Here is a 22,370-nt window from a genome sequence, read left to right as displayed (position 1 = left end):
CAGCGAGCACTGTAATTCCCGTAATCGCACGGCACGCTTGCCGAGTTTGACCGTCTAGGCCCTCTCCCGTCGGGCGGCGAGCGCTTGACCGTTCTCGCTCAGGTCGTCCATTTCGGATATTTGAGAAAAGCGAGTAGTGGGACGTTCGCTCCCCGCGGTAGAACGTCTCGCTGTTGTGCTGGGAAATTCCTCATGCGGAAGACTATCGCGCTCCATCGACGAAGTGTTCTTGCGTTTGCTGCGATCTTGGCCCTGCCGCGTCTGGCGGTCGCGCAGGTGGCGCCCGAGCGGCGGCGCGTCTCATTCCTACTGAGCACCGCCTATGACGAGCCTATGACCGTTGCACGCCTGGCAGCGATGAAGGCCCGACTTGGCGAGCTTGGATGGGTCGATGGGCGTGTGATCGAGTATGAAGCGCTGTCGTGTCTGAACGATCCGGTCCAACGCAAGGCGATGGCCAAGCAGATCGTGGCACGGACGCCGGATCTCATCATCACGGGTGGCGTGCTCGACGCCCAAGCCATTCTGAGTGAGACCCAGACCATTCCGCTCGTCTTCTCGACGGCCGCGGATCCGGTTAGCAGCGGATTTGTGCAGAGCCTGGTGCGCCCGGGGGGAAATGCCACGGGCTTCACGACCAGCCATCCGTCGATGGGGAGCAAATGGCTGGAGATCCTTTTGGAGCTTGCGCCTCGCGTCAAGCGCGTCGGTGTGATCTTCAATCCGCTCTCCGCGCCGCGCAATGGCGACTACTATCTCGATCCATTGAGGGAGATGGCATCATCTTTCGGCGTTGACATCATCCCGCTTCCGATTTCGGATCCGGGCAACATATCGGCGCAGATTGCCCGGCTCGGCGGTGCACCGGCCGGCGGGCTTGTCGTGACGCCGGATGCGTTCACCGTCCTCAACCGCAAGGCGATCGTATCCGCTGTCGCGGCAAATGCGGTCCCGGCGGTCTATTCCTATCACTTCTTTATGACCGAAGGTGGCCTGGTCTCCTACGGGTTCAAGTATGAATCGGCGGCGTCGGAGCGCTCGGAGCTGGTGGAGGCGATGGTCGAATATATCGACCTGATCTTGCGCGGCGCCAAGCCCGCGGAGCTGCCGGTGCGATCGCCGCGCACCTATCAGCTGATCATCAATCTCAAGACTGCGAAGTCACTGAACCTGACGGTGCCGCCGGTGCTGCTGGCCCGCGCGGACAAGATCATCGAATGAGCGCGATCGGCGCCGATCGCGATACACGACCACCGGTACGCGGCGGTCTGTTCCGCAAGTATCTCGTTTCCTTTCTGGTGGTCGTTTCGGCGGCGCTGATCGCCAACAATGTGATCGATGCGATATTCTCCTATCGCGAGCAGCAACGCCTGCTGATCGCCGTGCAACGCGAGCAGGCCGGTGCCGCGGCGGACAAGATCGATCAGTTTCTCAAGGAGATCGAGCGGCAGCTCGTCTGGTTGTCCCAGCTCTCGCTACAGATGCTTCCGCCAGAAGAGATGCGCGTCACCGGCATTCGTCTGCTACGCCTGACGCCGGCGATCTCCGAGATCGCTCAGCTCGATCCGCAAGGTCGCGAGCAATTGCGGGTATCGCGCTATGTGCGTGACATGGTCCGCAGCAATACGGATCTTTCGCAGTCTCCCGCATTCGTCGATGCGAAGGCGCGCGGCATCTACTATGGGCCGATCTTCTTTTTCCGCGAGACCGAGCCCTATATCACGGTTGCCGTGAGCGGCGCGGATGGCGGCGTGATTATCGCCGATGTCAATCTGCGCTTCATGTGGGATCTCGTCTCGCAGATTAAGGTTGGCAATGAGGGGAATGCCTTCGTCGTCGATACGAGGGGTCGCCTGATAGCCCATCCCGATCTCCGCCTTGTGCTGAAGAACACCGATCTGTCGGGGCTTCCGCAGGTTGCGTCCGCTCTCGCCGGTAACGCCGACAGTGACGCAGGTTCCGTCGTCACCGATCTCGCGGGGAAACGCGTTCTGTCCGTTCACACATCCATCGCGCCGATCGGCTGGAAGGTGTTCGTCGAACTGCCAACTCACGAAGCCTATGCGTCGCTTTACGCGTCGATGCTCAATTCGGCACTGCTGCTGCTTGTCTCGCTATTCTGTGCGTTTCTCGCGGCGCTGTTGCTCAGCCGCCGTATGGCAGATCCCATTCGTGCGCTGACGGAAGGCGCTGAACGCATCGGAAGTGGTGATCTCGATCAGAGACTCGTCATTCGGACGGGTGACGAACTGCAGACCCTGGGCGAGCAATTCAACCGGATGGCAGAGCGCCTGCGGGAGTCATACCTGACCCTCGAAGGACGGGTTGCGGCGCGGACGACCGAACTTGCACAGGCGCGCGATCAAGCGATCGAGGAACGGGCAGAAGCGCATCACGCGCGACAGGCGGCCGAACTGGCCAATGAAACCAAGTCGCGCTTCCTCGCCGTGGTCAGCCATGAACTGCGGACGCCTCTCAACGGCGTGATGGGCGTGCTGCAACTGCTCGATAACAGCCATCTGGACGGGCGCCAGATCCGGTTGCTCACGGCAGCCAAGGTCTCGGGCGATACTCTGCTCGCACTGATCGAATCGATTCTCGACTATGCCCGCCTCGAAGCGGGCGCCGACAAGCTCGAATTACGCAATTTTCGCCTGGATCAACTCATCGAAGCGGATCTGGATCTGTTGAGGCAGGAGGCGGAGGCGAAGGGATTGACGCTGGGCCTGTCGATGCGGGGCGATGTGGCCGCGGACGTTGCCGGCGACCCGATCAAGCTCAGTCGGCTGGTGCTCAATTTACTCGGCAACGCTGTCAAATTCACCGCGCGAGGTAGCGTCCAGGTCGATCTCGCATTCGATACACTGGATGCTCCCGGCATGCTCCATCTGTCGGTTACGGATACGGGTATCGGAATCGCGCCGGATATTCAGGAGCGCATCTTCGAAGACTTCGTGCAGGCTGACAGCGATATCGAGCGTCGGTTCGGCGGGACGGGGCTTGGCCTCGCCATTTCCCGCCGGTTGGCGCGGCTGATGGCCGGCAATCTCTCGGTCCGCAGCGAACTCGGCAAGGGAAGCACGTTTACTCTGTCCATTCCCCTCGATCGGGCGCAACTGGTGCCGGCCGTTGTCGAGACGAGACCTCCGACGACGAAGCTGTCCGTGCTGCTCGTCGATGACGATCCGGTCAATCGCGACGTGGGGCATGCCCTCCTTGTTCGTCTCGGTCACGAGCCAGTCGTAGCATCGAGTGGGGCCATGGCTCTGGAGCTCGTTCGCTCAGGTGCCTTCGACGTCGTACTCATGGATGTGCATATGCCGGAGATGGACGGCATTGCCACGGCCAGGCTCATTCGGAAACTGCAGCTTGATCGATCGCCACGGATTATCGCACTGACAGCCGACTTGTCGGATCGCACACAGGGACGGCTCACTGCCAATGGCATCCGCGCGCGCGTAGGCAAGCCGATCACGCTACAGGCGCTGCAATCAACCTTGCAGGCGGGTGTCGACGATCTGCCAGGCGCCCCGGTTGGTGCGTCCGAGCTAACCGCTGGTTCTCTCATCGATGACGATTTCTTTAACGATCAGGAAGAACTGCTAGGGGTGCCCCGGTTGCGTGGTCTGCGCACCATCTTCCTTGACACCTGCCTTCCGCTGACGCGGAGCATGGTGGAAGCGGCCAGCATGGGGGATCGGCATCACATGCAACGCCTGGCGCATCGGATCGGCAGTGCGGCCAGTGCGCTCGGTCTCGAACGTCTGTTCTTCCAATGCAACGGGATCGAGGCTGATGCGGCGCGATTGCCGGCAGATGCGCTTGAAGCTGTTGCCGTCCAGCTGGAGGCAACCTGCCGTGAATCTATCGCTGCGCTCAATGAACGGTTGCGAGAGTCCGAACAGGCCTAGCGCTTTGATTCGATCGTGAGTTTGTAACCTATGCCCGTCACGGTGGTGATCAGGGGCTGGTTGCTGCCGCTGGCGAGTTTGCGCCGGAGCCTGGCAACGAGGGCGTCGACGGTACGTATATCGACATCGGTCTGCCGATTGCTGACGACCTCGATCAAATACTCCCGGCTGAGCGGCCTGCCATCGGCACCGACCAGCGCTGCGAGCAGATCGAATTCGGCGCGCGTGAGATGCACCAGCTCGCCGCCGAGCGTGGCCAGTTCGCGTCGCACAAGATCAATGATCCAGCGCCCGAATACGATCGTAGTGCCGGTGATCGCGGCGTCACGCTCGATCGCGCGTCGCCTGAGGACCGAGCGCGCGCGCGCGAGCAGGTCGCGCAGGTTAATCGGCTTTGTGACGTAGTGATCGCCAGCCACCTCGAGGCCAAGGATCCGATCAACTTCGGTATCGCGGCGCGTGACGAATATGATGCCGGCCTGGCTCACGCTCTGGATCTCCCTCGCGAGTTCGAACCCGTCGCCGTCCGGAAGTTGAACGTCGATGAAAACGAGCTCAGCGCCGTTCTTCCTGATCTTCTGACGGCACTCAGCGCAATTTGCCGCTTCGGCGACGTCAAAGTTGTGATCGGTGAAGTAACCGGCCAGCATGGCCCGCGTCACGGGGTCGTCCTCGACAATCAGGAGCCGGTCGCGGCGCTGCGAATCTCGGTTAAATGAAGGGGCCGGCGCCGACATCTTGTACTCCTGCCGTATCAATGGAATGGCATCTGACCGAAAGCAAGTGATCCGTCCGTTGTTGCCATTTCCGGAGTCTAGTAGCGGATCGAGCCGCCGGCGAACACCATCCAGCCGTCGAGGCTGGAAGCGCTGGCACGTCGTTCGCTCAGCTCCACGAAGCCGGACAGCGACGGGGCGTCGGGTGCCTGCGGCGCGAGCTGGAAGCGCACGCCGCCGCCATAGTTGTTCGCGCGGATGACCGGGATTTCCAATACGGTCGGCATTTCATAGCGGCGCTCGCCGGTAGCTGCGAAGACGTAAGGCACGATTGCATGCGGTTCGGCGATGAACGGAAGCTGGGTGCTCCAGCCGAATTCTCCGCGTCCCACCCAGCCGGTATCGCCGGCGAGCGTGCCGGCGGCGAAGCCGGACAGCATGTTGGCGCCAATGATCGGAAACTGCTCGGACGTGAGCATCGGGCGACCGAATGATGTCTGACCTGCAAGTCCTGCCGAAAGAAACAGATTCTCGGGAAGCGTTTGCATGACGTCGATGCGACCGTCGAGCTTGCTGAATTCCGCGTCCGCGCCTTGCCGCGAGAGCGTGAGCAACGGCGTCGCATCGGCTACGGAGCGGGCTCCAAGCGCATTGATGCCGTGAGAATAGGTCGCCGTGTAGCTGAGGGTGGTTCCGCTTTCGCGGAATCGCAGGATGCCGTCGAGGCCGACACGTGGCACGCGTGTACGGTCAAGCGATAGCGGCGTGGCCGGCGTCGTGATCAGCGTGCTGACCTGTTCTTCCGTGAGATCGAATCGCGCATTGAAGCTCAGCTCGGTATCGCGGCGTTTGACAACATCGTAGGCGAGCTTCGCGCGCCCTTGCCGGAAAACACCCTGTGAAGCGAATATCGCATCGACCCGCGGGGTCGTGCGACCATCGGTGACGCCCAGTTCGAACCGCCAGCCGTCGATGCCGAGTGGAACGGCGAGGTTTGCACCGAGATAGCGACGCGTCGGATAGGGCGTCACGAAATCATTGTCGGGCAGGCCAGCGATGGAGACCGAGAGCTGTTCGCCAAATCCCGCCAGGTTGTTGAGCGAGAAGTATGTTGCCGCCTGCCATTCGCCAAAGGATTTGGGCATGCCGTTGTCGAGATAGAGGCTCGCCGAAACGGGCCTGTACCGGCCGCTGAGCACCAGGACAGAGCCGCCGACGGCCGAGCCGGCAGCAAAAGTGGCATTGAGAACGAGACCCGGTGTATCGCCCGCAATCAGCAATTGCCGTTCGAGTTCGTTCTGCGTGAGGCGTCGCTTGTTGAGTAATGGCGCCAGCACGGCTGCAACACGAGCAGCCGATGTTCCGGACAGGGTGCTAGTATCGAATTTCTCGACATAGCCGTCAATGACGCGCAGCTTTACACGTGCGCGCCGATCAAGTTCCTGGGGCAGGATGACGATACGCACGAGCGGGTAGCCTGCGCGCACATAGGCTTGCTGCAACTTGTCGGCAAGGCCGAACAGATCTGCGACCGTAACGGACTTTCCCAGCAGCGCGGCCGCGGCTTCTTTCTTCGCGATGGTGATCTCGTCAAATTCGCCTTCGATGTCGATTCCGGTCAAGATAAACGTCAGTTTTTTAGCGGCATCCGGCACAGTTGAGCCAGCAGAGATTTGCGGTAAGGTGATACGCGTCGATGCGGGCGGCGTGGCAATCGTGGGCGGTTGTACGAGGCTCGGTGCGGGCGCGGGGGATTGAGCGAGCACGGCACTGCACGACGATCCCAAGGCGATTGCGATCAATGCCAAGGATTTCTTTATCGAACGAATAGACATCAAGACAGCCCCAGAACTTCCCACGTGCAGTGCGCATGCGTCCGTCGGTCATGCGCAACCCGACGACCGGCACCGTCAGGCAGCAGCGACGCGGCGCATATATGCATGGATAGTTTGAGCGCGCATCAACCATAACGGTCGTTGATGGTCGATGTGAACGAGCGTTCACACGGTGTTCGAAACTGATTGCATCCAGCCCCTAATAAGACGCTGGTATCATGGGCATCGGCCGCGTTTGCGCAGCCCGGGGCGGTTCTGCGCTCAACCGATGCAATTGATCGCTTAGGAGTTGAGCAGGTGAGAGATCGTTTCGGCACTTCCATTCGTTGTGATTCCGCTTCGCATGCGCTCAAGCGCGCGATGGCACGGTTGATCCTCGTTGCCGCGATTGTCGCGGGCGTGGTCGATGTTTTGCCGGCCCGGGCGCAGCAGGAAGCACCGAAATATGAAGTCACCGGATTCCGCGATGCCCGTTTCGGCATGACGGAGGCGGAGGTGCGGGCCATCGTGACGAAGGCATTCAATGTCAAGGGGACCGACATCGCGAGCAGCGTGAACAGCATCGAGGGCACGAATGTCCTGACCGTCGCTGTGCCGTCGCTCGATCCTGGTCCGGGCGCTGCACGGGTCGCCTACATCTTCGGCAACAAGTCGAAGAAGCTCATTCAGGTCAATGTCGTCTGGGGCGAGGTCGCCTCCACGCCGCCGGTCGATCCCAATGCGATGATCACTGCCGGCACGCGTCTTGAGCGCTATCTCGCAGGCTTTGTCTGGAAGAAGGACACGCTCCGCTCCGGCATTCCCGTTGGCGACAATACGATTGTGCTGTTCGCCGGCGAGGATGAGAAGAAGGGGGCGGTCCGGCTGATCGCCGATGGCGTCAAATACCAGATGCAGCGCGAAGGCAATCAGACCACGTCGCCGGACCCGAAGGGGCCGCCGAAGCTGATCATCAACTACATCGCTGAACGCGACGATCCCGACATTGCGCGGATCGAGCGCGGCAAATTCTAAACAGGGCAGACAAGACGACCTCGGGAGCGCCGGTCAACGGCGCCCGTGCAGGTGACAGGAGCTGGGCATGACACAGACATATGACGTGACGCCGATCCGCGGCAGCGTGAGGGCGGCTTTCGCACCGCTGGTGTTCGGCTGCGTGGTGTTCAGTGGCAGCATTGCACTGGCGCAGACGCTGCCGGGCGGAGGCACCGTGACCCATGGCGCCGCGAGTATCGCCGCGCCGTCGAACGGGACGCTGAACGTCAACCAATCCTCGAACAGCGCCATCATCAACTGGAATTCGTTCTCGATCGGTGCCGGTGGCACCGTCAACTTCAACCAGCCGAGCGCGGCGGCTGCCACCCTCAACCGCGTTACGGGTACCACGCCCTCCAGCATCGCCGGCACGATCAACGCGCCCGGCACCGTGCTGCTGGTTAATCCGAACGGTATCGCGATCACTAATACGGGTGTCGTCAATACTGGCTCTTTCGCGGCCTCAACGCTCGACATCAGGAACGAGGACTTCCTATCGGGCAAATACAAGTTTACCGGTAACGGCTCCTCGGCTGTTGTCACCAATGCCGGCCGCATCAACGTGTCCGACGGCGGCTTCGCAGCGTTGCTCGGTGGCCGCGTCGCCAATGACGGCGTCATTTCGGCGCGGCTCGGCAAGGTCGGTCTCGGCTCCGGCGAGATGATTACGCTCGATCTGTCCGGCGACGGCTTCCTGTCGGTCGCTGTACCGTCCAACCAGCTTGGCAATCTCGTCGATGGCACCGGCAAGGCGCTGGTGACCAATAGCGGAAAGATCCGTGCCGATGGCGGACAGGTGTTCCTCAGCGCCGCCACGGCGAACAACATCCTGCGCGATGCGGTGAACGTCCCGGGCACGATCCGCGCCAATTCGGTCGGCACCCGCGCCGGGCGCATCGTGCTCGGTGGCGGCGAGGGTGGCCGCGTCAACGTGTCCGGCCGTGTCACGGCGACCGGCAAGTCGCGCAATCAGGTGGCTGCCAAAAAGACAGGCGGCCAGATCGACATCAGCGGCGCCGAGATCGCGCTGGCCGGTGCGCGCATCGACGCGTCGGGCGCGGCCGGCGGCGGCGGCGTTCGCATCGGTGGCGATGCCTATGGTCGCGGCGATTTCCAGCATGCCGTCAAGGTCACGGCGGATTCGGCGACGGTGATCCGCGCCGACGCGCTGGACAGCGGCAAGGGCGGCAAGATCGTGCTGTGGTCGGACGGTCTCACCAGCGTGCGCAGTACGTTGTCGGCGCGCGGCGGTGTCAATGGCGGCGACGGCGGCCTCATTGAGACCTCGGGCAAGCAGCTTGATTTCGCTGGCATCCGCGTCGATGCGTCAGCGCCGAAGGGCCGCACCGGCGACTGGCTGCTCGATCCGGTCACACTGACCATCGATTCCGCGGCGGCGGCGACCATCGGCGCCAATCTCGGCGCGGCCAATGTCACGCTGATCACCACGGCATCGTCCGCGAGCGGCCCGGGCAACCAGACGCAGGGCGCCGGCGATATCATCATCAATGCGCCGATCTCCTGGACATCGGCCAATACGCTGTATCTCAATGCCTATCGCGACATCCAGATCAACGGCACGATATCCGGCCGCAACGGGACGCTGTGGCTGACGTCGCCCGGCAGCATCTCGCAGACCGCGCCGATCATGGTGTCTAACCTGGTGCTCCCGATGACGTTCACATCGGTATCACTGACCAGCGCCGGTAATGTCGTCGGCCGGCTGTCGAGCGATACAGCGAGTGTGGGCTGGGGGAACGAAGACCCGCAGCCGTTTACTCCCGGTTCGGTGGCCTTCACCAACAACGGCAATCTGGTAACCGGCGACCTCATTGGGCGCGATATATCGCTGGTGATCGGCGGCTCGCTCACTTTCGAAGGCAGCATTCGCGCAACAGGGACGGCGGCCTCGACCTCGACATCGATCGTGGCGTCGGGCGACGTCACTGCCGGAAGGATCGGCAGCATTGTCGGCGGCAATATATCGATCACGTCGGGTGGTGCGATCACCACCAACTCGCTGGGCTCGTTCGGCACGATCAATCTGCGGTCGGCCGGAAATATCCAGATCAACGATCACATTTCCAACTTCAACAGTGCGCTGACTTCGGTGACGCTCCGCTCCGACAACGGCCTCGTCAACTTCGCGTCCAATGCGCGGGTGAATACGGCCACGCCCGTCGAAATCTTTTACAATCCCTATGCGGCAACCGGCAGCTACGCCAATACGATCAACTATTCCAGCATCACGCAGAGCGGCTACGGCGCGACCGTGGCAGCGTATATGCTGGTGAATGATGTCTACCAATTGAAGGGAATCGAATCCAATCTCGGCGGCACCTACGCGCTGGGCCGGGACATCGATGCCAGCGTGACGTCGACCTGGACCTGTCTGAGCGGCATCTGCCGCGGCTTCGATCCGATCGGTGCGTTTGGAGATGGTCGCCCCTATCAGGGCTTCACCGGTACGCTCGATGGCCGCGGCTATGCGATCCTGAACATGTACCAACGCCGCGGCGAAGGGCAGGTCGGCGGTGGCGATGTCGGCGTGTTCTACCAGAACAATGGCACGATCCGGAATGTCGGTATCATCGGCGGTTCGTTCAGTGGCAATGCCAGCTATGTCGGTTCGATCGCCGCAGAGAACAATGGCACGCTGACGAATGTTTATTCGACGGCGAGCGTGACCAACATCGCCAGTTCGCTGGGCGCGGGCGGTCTGGTGGCACGCAATAATGGCATCATCAATGGCGGCTCCTATTCGACCGGTGCCATCCGCGGCTATGTTGTTGGCGGCATCGCCGGCTACAATTACGGTACCATCCAGGACTCCTATTCGGCCGGCTCGGTCACCGGCGCGACGGCAGGTGGCATTGCCGGCATCAATGGCGAAGGCGCCATGGTCCGCTGGACTTATTCGCTTGCCAGCGTGAACGGCACGAGCTGGACCGGCGGTCTTGTTGGCGAAAATCAATGGAGCGTGATGGGCTTCGCGTCGCTTCAAGATTCGTATTTCGCGGGCGTGGTGTCCGGCACCAATGTGGGTGGCATCGTCGGGCGCAACCAGTTCCGCGACTGGGATACGATGGAAAGCTTCAATTCCCAGCACAGCCAGTCAGCACGCATCTGGCATGTTTACTGGGATCAGGCCACGTCCGGCACCAGCCGCGCCTTCGGTCGCTCCTATCACGACATGCCCGGCGGCTGGACGTCGGAGCAGATTCAATATGTTGCTGCGCTGAACACGAATTCCGACAACAGCCCGTATTCGCTTAACTCCTACAGCAATTTCAACGACCCGAACTATCTCAATGGATACCAGGAAGGCAACTTTCACTCCCACTGGTACATGGTGGACGGCTATACGCGCCCGTTCCTGAAGGCCGAATATTCGACCAACATCCAGAACCTGCACCAGTTGCAACTGGTGAATATGAACGGTGCTGCCAGTTACAAGCTTGCGCGCGACATCAACGCGTCGGCAGAATTGTCCACCGGGATGTGGAAGGGCAACGCCTTCTCGCCGATCTCGCCGATCAGCTATAGCGGTTACACGACGAAGTACTTCATGCGCCTGCAATTTGGCGAGAATCGACCGTCCGATTCGTATGAGGTCTGGAACAATGGAGTGCGCGAGGTCTACACGACTGTTTATACGCTGGGCGAGACAGGATATTCGCAGTCGGGACAGTACGCCGACTACGCGAAAACGGCAGCCTCGTTCACCGGAACATTGGACGGCCAGGGTCACGCGATCAGAAACCTCTTCGTGAATATGACCGACGGCAATCATGCGGGCGTGTTTGCCTATCTGGCATCCGGCAGCGTGGTGAAGAATCTCGGCGTCGTCGATAGCAGGATCATAGCCGACTGGGGATCTGCCGGCTCGATCGCTGGCGTGAGCGACGGCACGATCTTCCGCTCATGGGCGTCGCGCAGCGATGACGCGAGCGGGGTCTATTCGAACTGGGCCGCCGGCGGCCTGGTCGGCTACAATCGCGGCGCGATCGAAGAGTCCTACAGCACAGTCGCGGTCGAGGCTGTTGGCCAGCAGTCTGATTACGTCACCTTTGTCGGCCAAGGGGGCGGCCTCGCCGGCGTCAACGTGAACGAAAACGGCGGACCCGGGCGGATCGTCAATTCCTATGCGACGGGCCTCGTGCGCGGCAATGGCACGATCGGCGGTCTCGTCGGTACCAATGCGACCAATGACGGCACGGGCACCATCATTAATTCCTATGCGACCGGGCGGCTCGACCGAGCCTGGAACTATGGGGTGCACTTTGTCGGCTCGGTCGTCGGGCGCAATGTAAGCGACAACGGGCGGACGGGAACGGTCACCAATACGTATTACGATTCCAGCGTCTCGAATCCGTCCTGGCTCAATCCCAATCGTGGCCAGACCTTCGTCGGCACCGGCCTGACCACGGCGCAGATGCAGGATCTCAACACGTTCCGCACCGTCTATACCGGCTGGGATTATCGCAACGTCTGGATCCCGTCGAACAGCGCGGGCCAGTCGGACGGCGTCGCGCGCTATCCGGAATTCTACTGGGCCAATCACGTCGCCGTCGTCGAGACATCGAATGCCACGCGCATGTATGGCGATGCCAATACGACGCTGGCGGCGATGATCTACGGCCTCAAAAACTACGATACGCCGAACAAGATTCCGCTTGCCCTGAGCACCACCGCCAATCAGTCGTCGGGCGTCGGTACCTATGCCGTGACGGCGGGGATGACCGTCCTGCCGCCGCAGGCTGTCGGCGCTGGTGCCCCGAGCCAGGGCGGGTTTGGACCGCAATATCTCGGCATGCGGATCAACAACGGGAACGACATCCTGTGGGATCGGAATTCGACCGCGCAGCAGATCGCGGATCGCATCAATCAGTTTACCTCGCAGAACGGCGTATCCGCCACGGTCAACGGCAATGGTGCGATCGTTCTCACCGGTACGTCGGACTTCTTCCTGGTTCCGATGGGCGTGACTATTGGCGATGGCGTGGCGTGGCTGCGCATGACGCCGTATGTGACCAACCGTCCTACCCAGCTCCAGCCCGTCAGCAATGACGGATCGACCTATCGCATCGTCAATCTGCCGAGCGGGCAACTGACGGTGACGCAGCGTGCGATCACGGTGGCGGCCGATGCCGGTCAGGGCAAGACCTATGGCGACACAGGTTCCGCCCTCACCTGGCAGGTGACCAGTGGATCGTTGGTGAATGGCGACAGTCTCACCGGCACGATCGGCCGCGCCGCGGGCGAGAATGCCGGCAACTATGCCATCAATCAGGGCTCGCTCGCCGCATCCTCGAACTATCGGGTGAGTTTCGTCGGGAACGATTACAGCATCGCCAAGCGCACCGTGACGCTGTCGCTCACCGGCACGGTGGAGAAGCAGTATGACGGCACCAACACCGCCGCGCTCGGCACCAACAATTTCACGCTGAGCAATGTGGTGGTGGGCGATTCCGGCCTGCTGTCGGTGACGAACCTGCCGACCTCGGGCGCCTATGACAATGCCAATGCTGGAAGCGGCAAGACCGTCTCGTTCAATCTCGGTTCCGGCGGCCTCGCCGGCAGCGCGGCCGGCAATTACACGCTGGTCGTCACGAACAGCCGCAATATTGGCAGTGTCACCAAGGCAGCGCTGACCATCACGGCGAACGACCAGTCCAAGACCTATGGCGATACGCTCGCCCTCGGCAGCACCGGTTACAGTGTCGGCGGCACGCTCTATGGCACCGACCGTGTGACGGGTGTGACACTGGCGAGCCTCGGCGCAGACGCACTGGCGAATGTGACCGGCGCGCCTTACGGGATCACGGCCAGCAATGCACTCGGCAATGGCCTCGGTAATTACACCATCAGCTATGTCGGCGGTTCGCTGTCGGTCGCTGCGGCGGACATCATCGTGTCGGCGAATGGTGGCAGCTCGGTCTATGGCCAGTCGCCGTCCAATCCGGGCCTCTCGGCGAATGGTTTGAAGAACGGTCAGGATGTCGATGCCCTGACCGGCCTGAGCAACTCGTTCGGCATCCTGCCGACGACGGGCGTGGCTGGCGGTCCGTATACGCTCAGCGTGGCGGGAACACTGACCAATGCGAATTATCGCGTGGCGGCGCGCAACGACGCCAGCTGGACCGTCACACCGGCGTCTATCGTGGTCTCGGCCAATGGCGGCACATCGGTCTATGGCAGCTCGCCGCTCAATCCTGGTCTGTCGGCCACTGGCTTGCAGAATAACGAGGGCGTCGACGTTCTGGCGGGCCTTCGCAACTCGTTCGGCATTACTGCGACCAGCGGCGTGGCTCATGGGCCATATGCGCTCAGTGCGCTCGGCACGCTGGCCAATCCAAACTATCAGGTCTCCGCATTCAATCCGGGCAGTTGGACCGTCACGCCGGCCTCCATTGTTGTCACGGCCAATGGCGGCACATCGGTCTATGGCAGTTCGCCGCTCAATCCCGGCTTGTCGGCCATCGGTTTGCAGAACGGTCAGGGGATTGAGGTTCTGACCGGGCTCGTCAATTCGTTCGGCATCACCGGCCGGACCGGCGTCGCGGGCAATCCCTATTTGCTCGACGTAGCCGGAACGCTGACCAATCCGAACTATGCGATCTCGGCCCGCAACAGTGGCGTCTGGATCGTGACGGCCGCGCCGCTGACAGTCACCGCAGATCCCCAGAGCAAGATGTTCGCAGAGCTTGATCCGGCGCTGACCTATCGTCTTACCGGCGGCACGCTGTTCAACGGCGATCGCTTCTCCGGCTCGCTGGAGCGCGCGCTGGGTGATGTGGTGGGCGACTATGCCATTCGGCTAGGCTCGCTCGGCGTTTCGCCTAACTATGCGCTGAGCTATGTCGGGGCAGTTTTCACAATCAAGTCGTTCAACGTCTCGCTCGCGCCGAGCCCCGGTCAGATCGCCGTGGTCAACCCGGCGGCGCCAACGACCAATACGATGTCGCCGTCCCCTGTCGGCAGTCCGAAGTCCTCCTTCGATAACCTCTTCCAGGCGCCGCCGAGCTCGCCGGCTCCAACTGGAATCGTCGCCGGCAATGCTGGCGGGAGAACCAACACCAACGGATCGCCCAACGATGACGTGACGAACTCCATCGGTGGTGAGCGCGGCGAAGACAGAAAGCGGAGGAACGGTCGGTGAAACAACTTTCGCCGGCAGCTCCGCGTCTCTGAATTGCTCTCAAATCAACGGATAGTTGTGATGAGAGACGTCCGCTGAAAGAAAGGATGGGAACTCTTGGCGCCGCGCGATCGCTCTTAGCTCACGCCAAGCTTAAAAGCACTAGAGTTGCCTATGCGTGCGGATACGACAGCATCGCAACATTTCTATCGCGTGTTCCGAAATGCGACGGCGATGGCGCCCAACGACTGGCGTGCGATGCATCGCAAGATCTAACCCGCAGGTGCTTCAAGAACGATCGTGTCATGGGATGACCGCTTCTGGTGCAAAGTCGTCATTCGATCCCTTTGCGATTCCATGAGGGGAGTGTCGGGGATGCGCATATGACCCGCATTCCGCCGACCTAGTACGCGAGATGACGCCGCGTCTGACAGCACCGCTGTCAATTCTCGTCCTCAACGAGCTATTGCAAGCCATCCAACGATGCAGCAACGTGTGCTTGCGAGAAGCAAGCGCCAGCGGACAGGGCCTGGTCCCTTATGATGCAAAGCGAAGGATGCGCTCGGCCATTCTCACATTGGCGAGATCGAGCATCCGGCCATCCAGTGTCACGGCGCCATGCCCGTCCCGTTCGGCAGCGCGCATCGCTTCGATGACACGTTGCGCCGAGGCGCTGTCGCTGGCTGACGGGACGAATGCGGACCGCGTCGGCTCGATCTGGTCGGGATGGATCACCTGCTTGCCGTCATAGCCCATGCTTGCCGCCTTGACCGCGGAGCCGAGCGTGCCTTGGTTGTCCCGGAATGCGCCAAAAGGCCCGTCGATCGCCCTCAGCTGGAAGGCGCGTGCCGCGATCAGAATCCGCATCATCGGATAGGCGAAGAGGTCGAGCGCTGTTTCCCGGTGCTCCTCCGCTGCGGAGGCGACGTGCCTGTAGTCGCGCGGGGACAATCCGATCTCGTCGCTGCGCGCGCCGATCGAGGCGCTGAAATCGCCGACACCGAAATGCAGCGCGGCGACCGTCGCATGCGCAGCGGCGAGGGCATCGACATTGACCACGCCGAGCGCGGTTTCGATCAGGAGCTCGAGCTCCAGCGGATGGTTTCGGTCGCCGCGATGCTGCGACAGCCGCTCGCCGATGCCGATCACATCGGTCACGCGTTCTGCTTTCGGCAGCAAGACGGCGTCCAGCCTTGCGAGGCCGGACAGTTTTTCGACTTCCTCCGCGATGGACGGGCTGTCGATCGCATTGATGCGAACCGTGACGGTCTTCTGCCCCCAGTCCAGCCGCGTGATGGCATCGATCGCCGTCCGCAAGGCGGCGTTCTTTTCGCCGGCGGGAACAGCGTCTTCGAGGTCGAGAAACACGGCGTCCGCTGCAGATCCCGCGGCGCGCTCGACCATGCGTTCGCGATGCGCCGGCACGGCAAGATAGGTCCGCGTCAGTCGAGGGGCGGTCATGGGCGGGCTCGTTCTCGGAGTTCAGAGAGGATCGCGTCGGTGTGCTGCCCGACCGCGGGGACCGGACCCATCTGCGGCGTCAGGCCGGGGATCGTGATGGCCGGGAGATAGCTGGTAACAGCGCCATTCGGCGTACCGACATTGACGACGCGATGACGGCTATGCAGTTGCGGGTGATCGAGAAATTCCTCGACGCTGTTGAGGCGCGCATTGGCGATCGAGGCCTGCTCCAACTGGGCCAGCAACTGGTCGCTGGTGGTGCCGGCAATGCGGCTTTCGATCAGACGTTCGAGCTCGTCGCGGTTGGTCATGCGATCCGGATTAGTCACGAATCGCAGATCGATGGCGAGATCGGCGTCATCCAGTACGTTCGTGCAGAGCGAAAGCCATTCGCGTTCGTTCTGGATTCCGAAAAACACCGTCTTGCCGTCGCCAGCGCGAAACGGACCGTAGGGCGCGATCGTGGCGTGGCGCATGCCGGTCCGTTTCAGCGGCTTTCCAGCGCCCGCTGTATAGAGCGAGGGATAGCTCATCCATTCGGTCATCGCATCGAACAGCGACACCTCGAAGGCGGTGCCGCGCCCGGTGCGCTCCCGCGCATAGAGTGCCATCAGAACGCCGTTCAGCACATACATGCCGGTGGCGATATCCGCGATGGCGATGGCGCCCTTGGCGGGATGGTCTTCTGAACCGCTGATCGAGAGCAGGCCGGTCTCGCATTGCACCAGCAGGTCATAGGCCTTTTTGTCGCTATACGGCCCGCCCGATCCGTAGCCGGAGATGTCGCAGGCGATCAGGCGGGGAAAGCGCTCAACCAGAGCCTTCGCATCCAGCCCGAGCCGCTGCGCCGCTCCCGGCGCCAGGTTCTGCAGAAAGACGTCGGCGCCGGCGAGCAGGCTTTCCAGCGCGTCGCGGTCCTGCGGCTGCTTAATGTCGAGCGCCAGGCTTTCCTTCGAGCGGTTGGTCCAGACGAACTGGCTCGACATGCCGTTCAGGACGAAGTCGTAATCCCTGCAGAAATCGCCGCGCCCCGGCCGCTCGATCTTGATAACGCGGGCGCCCCAATCCGCCAGATGTCGGCTGGCCAAGGGCGCAGCAATCGCCTGTTCGAGCGATACCACGGTGACGCCCGACAGGGGCAAGGCGCGCTTTTCTTGGTCCATCTGCTGTCCCGACAATTTTGCTCCGCGCACTTTTAACCGCAGCGATGCGCGCAGGGGGCATACTGGTTTGCCATCGCAGGTATAGGCTGAACCAATAGCGGGTCAGTCAGTGGCCTTGTCCCAGATCACGGCATGTTCGCGCGCCAGTGTGCGGATGGTCTCCTCCGCGGCCAGTGCGGCCGCGGTCTGCGGAATGCCGGTGGGCAGGCAGAGACCCACGGTGCGATTAATGGCGGGGTTCACCGGCCGTCTCGACAGGATGGGTGTTTCCGCGATCCGGGCGACCCCGGAGGAGTTGATCGTCGCGGCGGTGCCGTTGCGCACGAGTTTCATCATAACCGGCAGGGAGTCGATGTCGGACATCACATTCAGCGGCACGCCGGCTTCCGAGAACGCTTGCTCGACGAGAAGGCGCAGCCCGTTGGTTCTGTCCGGAAGGACCATGGGGACATCGGCCAGGGATGCGAGATCGCAGGTCGTCGCTTCGGGATCGCCTATATCGGGAGCGCCGAATACGGACAATTGCTCGGTAAACAGCGGCCTGACGGTCATACCCGGCGCGTCGGAGCCGCGAAACAGGATGGCCATGTCAAGGCGGCCATTGGCCAGCAACTCGTTGAGATAGCCGCTGAAGCTCTCGAAGAGCTGGAGCTTCACGCCGGGGTGGTCGTGCCGCAGGCGCTCTACCAGCGGTACGGCGAGCACCGAGGCGATGCTGGTGGGAAGGCCGACGGCCACGGGTCCGACGGCGCCGCTGCCCTCGTCAGCAATGTCGGCCGTGAGCTCCTGCATCTGCCGCAATACGATGCGGGCATGACGATACAGTTTGGCGCCCGCATCGGTTGGCTTCACGCCCGTCGCGCTACGCAGCAGAAGCGGCACGCCCAGGTCGTGCTCCATCGCGGCGATCTGCTGGCTCAGCGAGGGCTGCGACACTGCGAGCAGCACCGCGGCCTTCGACAGGCTGCCCATGTCGACCACGTTGACGAAGTAGCGAAGCTGTCTCAGTTCCAAGGCATCGATCCAGTGAAGATGCGGGCAAGCTCGTTTCCTTACACCGAACCGAACTTCGCTGGCCATTGCCAGCGATGGCGATGCGGCCGGTGCCCGATCTTATACCCCTCAGAGCAACAGCCTATGGGACGGGCCCCGGCGAGTATGCCAGAAGGACAACAAAGGCGCGCGAAGCGCCGCATCGGCAAATATCAAGGGGAGGCTCTACGTGCGCCGTCTGTTCATTGCACTGCTCTGGATTGCAGCTTCGCTCACGTTGGCACGGGCGAACAACTATCCGGACCGCCCGATCACGCTGGTCGTGCCCTATGCGGCCGGTGGCACCACGGACGTGCTGGCTCGCATTCTCGCCAAGGCACTCGGCGCCGAACTCAAACAGACGGTGATCGTTGAGAATGTCGGCGGCGCCGGCGGCACGATTGGCACCCAGCGCGTGGTTCGGGCCAAACCCGATGGCTACACGCTCAATTTCGGCAATATGGGCTCGATGGCGGCGATCGTGCCACTGTACCCGAATCTGGGCTTCGATCCGCGCAAGGACCTGACCGGCATTGGCGTGTTCGCGAATGTCCCGATGATGCTTTCGGTCAGCAAAAAGAGCGGCATCGAGAATCTGAGCCAACTGATCGAGCGCCTCAAGGCGCCGAACAACCGCATCACCTTCGGGCAATCCGGGGCGGGCTCGACCGCGCAGCTCGCCGCAGCGATGTTGCTCTATCTGACGCAGACCAATGCGATGCTGGTGCCCTATCGTGGCTCGGGGCCTGCCATCCAGGATTTGATCGCTGGCAATATCGAGGCGGTGATCGACCAAACCGTCACGATGATTCCGGCGCATCAGAACGGGCTGGTGCGGGCCATCGGCGTCACCGGGCCGCAGCGACTGGTGCAGGCGCCCGACGTGCCGACTTTCGTCGAAAGCAATCTGCCGAAATTCGATTTGCAAGTGTGGAATGCGCTGGCGGCCCCTGCCGGCACGCCGCCCGAAGTGATCGCCAGATTGGAAGCGGCGCTCGCCAAGTCGCTCGAGAATGAAGACGTCAAGACGCGCTTCGCCGAACTGGCGGCGCAGGCGCCATCTGCGCAAGGCCGCACGGCCCTGCAGCAACTCATCAACTCGGAGGTCGACCGCTGGTCGATCATCGTGAAGGAAGCGAAGCTCGAACCCTGACACGCGCGAGATGAATTTATCTCTCGCGAGATCGCAGCGCGGCTAGGCGGGATCGATGACTATCTCAAGGTTAAGTGTCTTTGCATGGGCGGGATCTGATTGGTGCCGTTGAGCCCAGATGCTCGCCCGTGAACAACTTAACGTCACGCTTAGGCACTAAGTTATTTTAAGTTGGACAGGCTTATTATGGCGCAGAGCGGATATCAAAAACGTCAAACCGGAGTATTCGCGTTACGCTTCATCAGCAGATTAGGCGAGCTCAGTTGGTCTTGAGGTTGTAGAGCTTGCGCAATCTTTCTTGCGTGCCGTCAATCGCGCGGACTGTATTGAGCTCTGCGGTGAGCCTCAATTGCACGTCGGCCGCTCGGTGAAGTGAGAGAATGCCCCAGTTCGTCTCAAAGCGAGGGTCTGCGATCTCGTCAATGATCACGGCCGTGACGTCTTCGCAGCCGTAGCAGCTGCGGATTTGCAGCAAAGCCGCATGTTCGAGGTCGTGTCTGGAAAGCAGCGACTTCGCCATATTGGGTATTCCCTTGCGTCATCGTTTGAGCCAACCCTGAAGATCAGGCCTTTAGTTTCGCAGAAACGGCAAGTATGGCAGGCGGCTCTTAAATCATCACCAGCTTGATCTCACCGTCGTTGGCTGCAACCAGTTCCATCTGCTCGCGCGCCAGTTTTTCGATCAGCGGCCTGTTGGCGTGGAAGTACCTTTTGGCCTGATCTTTGGTTGGAAACTTGGTCGTCAGGGTACACGCAATCCGGCGGTTGCCGTGTCTTATGTCGAACGCCACGCGCTGAAAGTCATCAGGCGCCTGAACCTGTGTCGAAATAGCAATCATGTTTGGATCCATAAAGCTCGGCGAAAGCCCGAACTCCAGGAACATTACGACGTCTATGTGTTCAATGTATGTGGACGAGGGCGGCAAACAGCCTTAAGGCGATCTCGCTCTCGCTGCGGTTCTCCGTCGGTTAGCCCAGGATAGATTGGTATAGAGCCAGGTAGCGATCTGCCATTCTATCGACGGTAAAGTGCTCAGAAACCGCCGCCCGGCAGGCGCGTCTATCCAGTTCGCCAATGCGCTCAACGGCTTGAACGGCTTCTAGGGCGCTATTGACCAGGAGACCTGTCACGCCATCCGTGATCAATTCAGGCATCGATCCGCGGTTACGCGCGATCACGGGTGTTCCGCAGGCAAGCGCCTCGACAACTGATAACCCGAATGGTTCGTCGAAATTGATCAGGTGAAGCAATGCCCGTGCCGATCCCAGAACGCGTGTCCGCTCCAGACCTCCGACCGAACCGAGATAAGTCGCGGACCTTCCCAGTGCTGGCACCACATGACGTCGATGATAGTCCGCATCCTGAACGATACCGGCCATGATGAGGTGGCGGCCAACCGCTTCGGCAGTTGCTATCGCTTCCGCAGCCCCTTTATCGGGATGAATGCGACCGAAGAATAGAAGATCGTCGCTGCCAAGCGGATCGAAGGGAAACTCGTCGATCGGAATGCCGTGATGGATCGTTGCCGCATAGCGAAGGTCGGGATGGCGATTGGCATCGCTGATTGCGACATAATGGACACGATCCTCATACTCCTTGAAAACCGGAACAATACGGGCTGATGAAAAGCCGTGAATGGTTGTGACGACTGGCGTATCCACAAGGCGAGAGAAGCCCAGCGGTACAAAATCTGCCTGATTGTGGATGATGTCGAATTCGCCGGCCCGCTCGAAGACATTTGCAACATGCAGGAGTTCCCACGCCTTGGCGTCGAGCGACGGGTCTTCAGAGTATGGTGCCGGGACGACACCGGCGAGATTTCCCGACGTCAAACTGTCCTTGGTGGCAAACAGTGTAACGTCAACTCCCCGCAAGAGCAGTGCCTCCGTTAGCAAGCTCGTCACGAGTTCCCACGGGCCGTAGTGCCGGGGAGGAGTTCGCCAGGATATAGGCGCTAACATCGCGACGCGCATCGTGTTTAGCCTCGCAGGATCGATGGCGGATAATCAGCTACGTCAATCCGGGTACGGCGGATATATGGCCGATGGATTGGTGGAGGCCCGCTGTAAATTGGATTGACGCGACGACTCAGGAGCGCATGGTGAATGTCATCGATGGCTGGTTCGATGGTGTCATCATCACTGCAGAATGAGAGGCGCTCCGCCCGTCATCTGTCAAGAGCAAGCGCCCCGATCGCTGCAGAACGGCGCGCGGCGCCTTCAGATAAACAGGCAGGAAGCGACCTTTTGTAAATGCTGTTTCGAAAGTGAGGCTCGACATGGTGGCTATGTATCGCCAACCAAACCTGGAAGTCATAGTCACTCCACATCCCCTGCTTTTCTGGGAATGGCAGGTGCAGGACGATGGTGATCTGTTCAACAGTGGCTTCAGCAGCACGCGATGGAAGGCTCGGTATGATGGAAACGCAGCGCTTTTCGAGGTCCTGGCAGCCGGATTTTACTCTGAGCCTCTGTTTGACTGATTGTTAGAAGTGCCGCAACGCGGTCTTGCCCGCGAGGCAATCCGATCTTGCTGGGCTAGCGCGGTTCTTCAATAGGCGCCCAGTGCGTGGGATCAATCCGGGTGACGTTGACGCATCCTGCTTCAGCAAGGGTAATAATCCAGTCGCCGTCGTTCCACCATGCGCGGCAAGCGGTTCGCATTTTTTCCGCCTCGGATTCCATGGCATGATCCGAATTGTCATCGTATCCGCCAGCCAGGAATATTGGCGTTCCGTCTTGTGGTGCGGTGTCTATAGGTAGCCAATTCAACGGTTCATGTCCTTGCAGTGGTGGAAGAAATAAAGCTGATGTTGTCCGACGCGATGACTACGTGCCGCGCACGCGGTTCACGTTGATTTTGCGACAATGTGGGGTGGACGTCGGTGTTTGAAGGCTGAGATGCAGAGGATTCCTTTTTCGG

At 61.2% G+C, this 22,370-nt stretch carries 14 protein-coding genes; 5 read left to right on the top strand and 9 right to left on the bottom strand.

Annotated features, from left to right (window positions below):
• The first annotated feature begins 192 nt into the window (after positions 1 to 192).
• The gene (locus AB7828_RS14305; protein ID WP_441230485.1) at positions 193 to 1,221 is read left to right on the top strand and encodes an ABC transporter substrate-binding protein; all 1,029 of its coding nucleotides are present in this window, start codon (positions 193 to 195) and stop codon (positions 1,219 to 1,221) included.
• Positions 1,218 to 3,911, top strand: coding sequence for an ATP-binding protein (locus AB7828_RS14300; protein WP_441230484.1), 2,694 nt, complete (start codon positions 1,218 to 1,220; stop codon positions 3,909 to 3,911). Before AB7828_RS14305 ends, AB7828_RS14300 begins: the two co-directional genes overlap by 4 nt.
• Here the strand turns inward: AB7828_RS14300 and AB7828_RS14295 are convergent.
• Both AB7828_RS14295 and AB7828_RS14290 read right to left on the bottom strand, forming a co-directional pair.
• Positions 3,908 to 4,648, bottom strand: a complete 741-nt coding sequence (locus tag AB7828_RS14295) for a response regulator (protein WP_441230483.1) — start codon at positions 4,646 to 4,648, stop codon at positions 3,908 to 3,910. The genes AB7828_RS14300 and AB7828_RS14295 overlap by 4 nt on opposite strands.
• A 77-nt stretch (positions 4,649 to 4,725) precedes the next feature.
• Positions 4,726 to 6,249 (bottom strand): ShlB/FhaC/HecB family hemolysin secretion/activation protein, encoded by a 1,524-nt coding sequence (locus AB7828_RS14290; protein WP_441230482.1) that lies wholly within the window; start codon positions 6,247 to 6,249, stop codon positions 4,726 to 4,728.
• Positions 6,250 to 6,822: 573 nt separating this feature from the next.
• On the opposite strand from AB7828_RS14290, the gene AB7828_RS14285 reads away from it, so the two are divergent.
• Together AB7828_RS14285 and AB7828_RS14280 are read left to right on the top strand one after the other, a co-directional pair.
• Positions 6,823 to 7,476: a hypothetical protein gene (locus AB7828_RS14285; RefSeq protein WP_120293213.1), complete on the top strand. Its 654-nt coding sequence runs from the start codon at positions 6,823 to 6,825 to the stop codon at positions 7,474 to 7,476.
• Positions 7,477 to 7,543: 67 nt separating this feature from the next.
• On the top strand, positions 7,544 to 14,659 hold the full coding sequence (locus AB7828_RS14280; RefSeq protein WP_441230481.1) for an MBG domain-containing protein: 7,116 nt from the start codon (positions 7,544 to 7,546) through the stop codon (positions 14,657 to 14,659).
• 516 nt (positions 14,660 to 15,175) lie between these two features.
• Here the strand turns inward: AB7828_RS14280 and AB7828_RS14275 are convergent.
• The 3 genes from AB7828_RS14275 to AB7828_RS14265 all read right to left on the bottom strand — a co-directional run bounded on the left by AB7828_RS14275 (position 15,176) and on the right by AB7828_RS14265 (position 18,276).
• The gene (locus tag AB7828_RS14275; protein WP_441230480.1) at positions 15,176 to 16,099 is read right to left on the bottom strand and encodes an HpcH/HpaI aldolase/citrate lyase family protein; all 924 of its coding nucleotides are present in this window, start codon (positions 16,097 to 16,099) and stop codon (positions 15,176 to 15,178) included.
• Positions 16,096 to 17,262, bottom strand: coding sequence for a CaiB/BaiF CoA transferase family protein (locus tag AB7828_RS14270; RefSeq protein ID WP_441230479.1), 1,167 nt, complete (start codon positions 17,260 to 17,262; stop codon positions 16,096 to 16,098). Before AB7828_RS14270 ends, AB7828_RS14275 begins: the two co-directional genes overlap by 4 nt.
• Before the next feature lie 102 nt (positions 17,263 to 17,364).
• The gene (locus AB7828_RS14265; protein ID WP_441230478.1) at positions 17,365 to 18,276 is read right to left on the bottom strand and encodes a LysR substrate-binding domain-containing protein; all 912 of its coding nucleotides are present in this window, start codon (positions 18,274 to 18,276) and stop codon (positions 17,365 to 17,367) included.
• 208 nt (positions 18,277 to 18,484) lie between these two features.
• Between AB7828_RS14265 and AB7828_RS14260 the strand changes: the two genes are divergently transcribed.
• Positions 18,485 to 19,447 carry a Bug family tripartite tricarboxylate transporter substrate binding protein gene (locus AB7828_RS14260; RefSeq protein ID WP_441230477.1) on the top strand — a complete coding sequence of 321 codons (963 nt, stop codon included), beginning with the start codon at positions 18,485 to 18,487 and terminating at the stop codon, positions 19,445 to 19,447.
• A 259-nt stretch (positions 19,448 to 19,706) separates the two neighbouring features.
• Here the strand turns inward: AB7828_RS14260 and AB7828_RS14255 are convergent, their stop codons facing one another.
• The 4 genes from AB7828_RS14255 to AB7828_RS14240 form a co-directional block, all read right to left on the bottom strand.
• Positions 19,707 to 19,967 (bottom strand): hypothetical protein, encoded by a 261-nt coding sequence (locus tag AB7828_RS14255; RefSeq protein WP_089266051.1) that lies wholly within the window; start codon positions 19,965 to 19,967, stop codon positions 19,707 to 19,709.
• A gap of 88 nt (positions 19,968 to 20,055) precedes the next feature.
• Positions 20,056 to 20,331: a hypothetical protein gene (locus tag AB7828_RS14250; protein ID WP_246297440.1), complete on the bottom strand. Its 276-nt coding sequence runs from the start codon at positions 20,329 to 20,331 to the stop codon at positions 20,056 to 20,058.
• Positions 20,332 to 20,416: 85 nt separating this feature from the next.
• A complete protein-coding gene (locus tag AB7828_RS14245) occupies positions 20,417 to 21,409 on the bottom strand; it encodes a glycosyltransferase family 4 protein (protein WP_441232244.1) in 993 nt (330 codons plus the stop codon).
• A gap of 576 nt (positions 21,410 to 21,985) precedes the next feature.
• Entirely contained in the window at positions 21,986 to 22,132 is a 147-nt protein-coding gene (locus AB7828_RS14240) for a hypothetical protein (protein WP_158596715.1), read from the bottom strand.
• Positions 22,133 to 22,370: the final 238 nt, after the last annotated feature.

Origin of the sequence: Tardiphaga sp. 215_C5_N2_1, from assembly GCF_052076055.1 — a bacterium.
Taxonomy (GTDB): domain Bacteria; phylum Pseudomonadota; class Alphaproteobacteria; order Rhizobiales; family Xanthobacteraceae; genus Tardiphaga; species Tardiphaga robiniae.
Note: the sequence above shows the minus strand (reverse complement) of the source record. Positions and strands in the feature narration are given on the sequence as shown.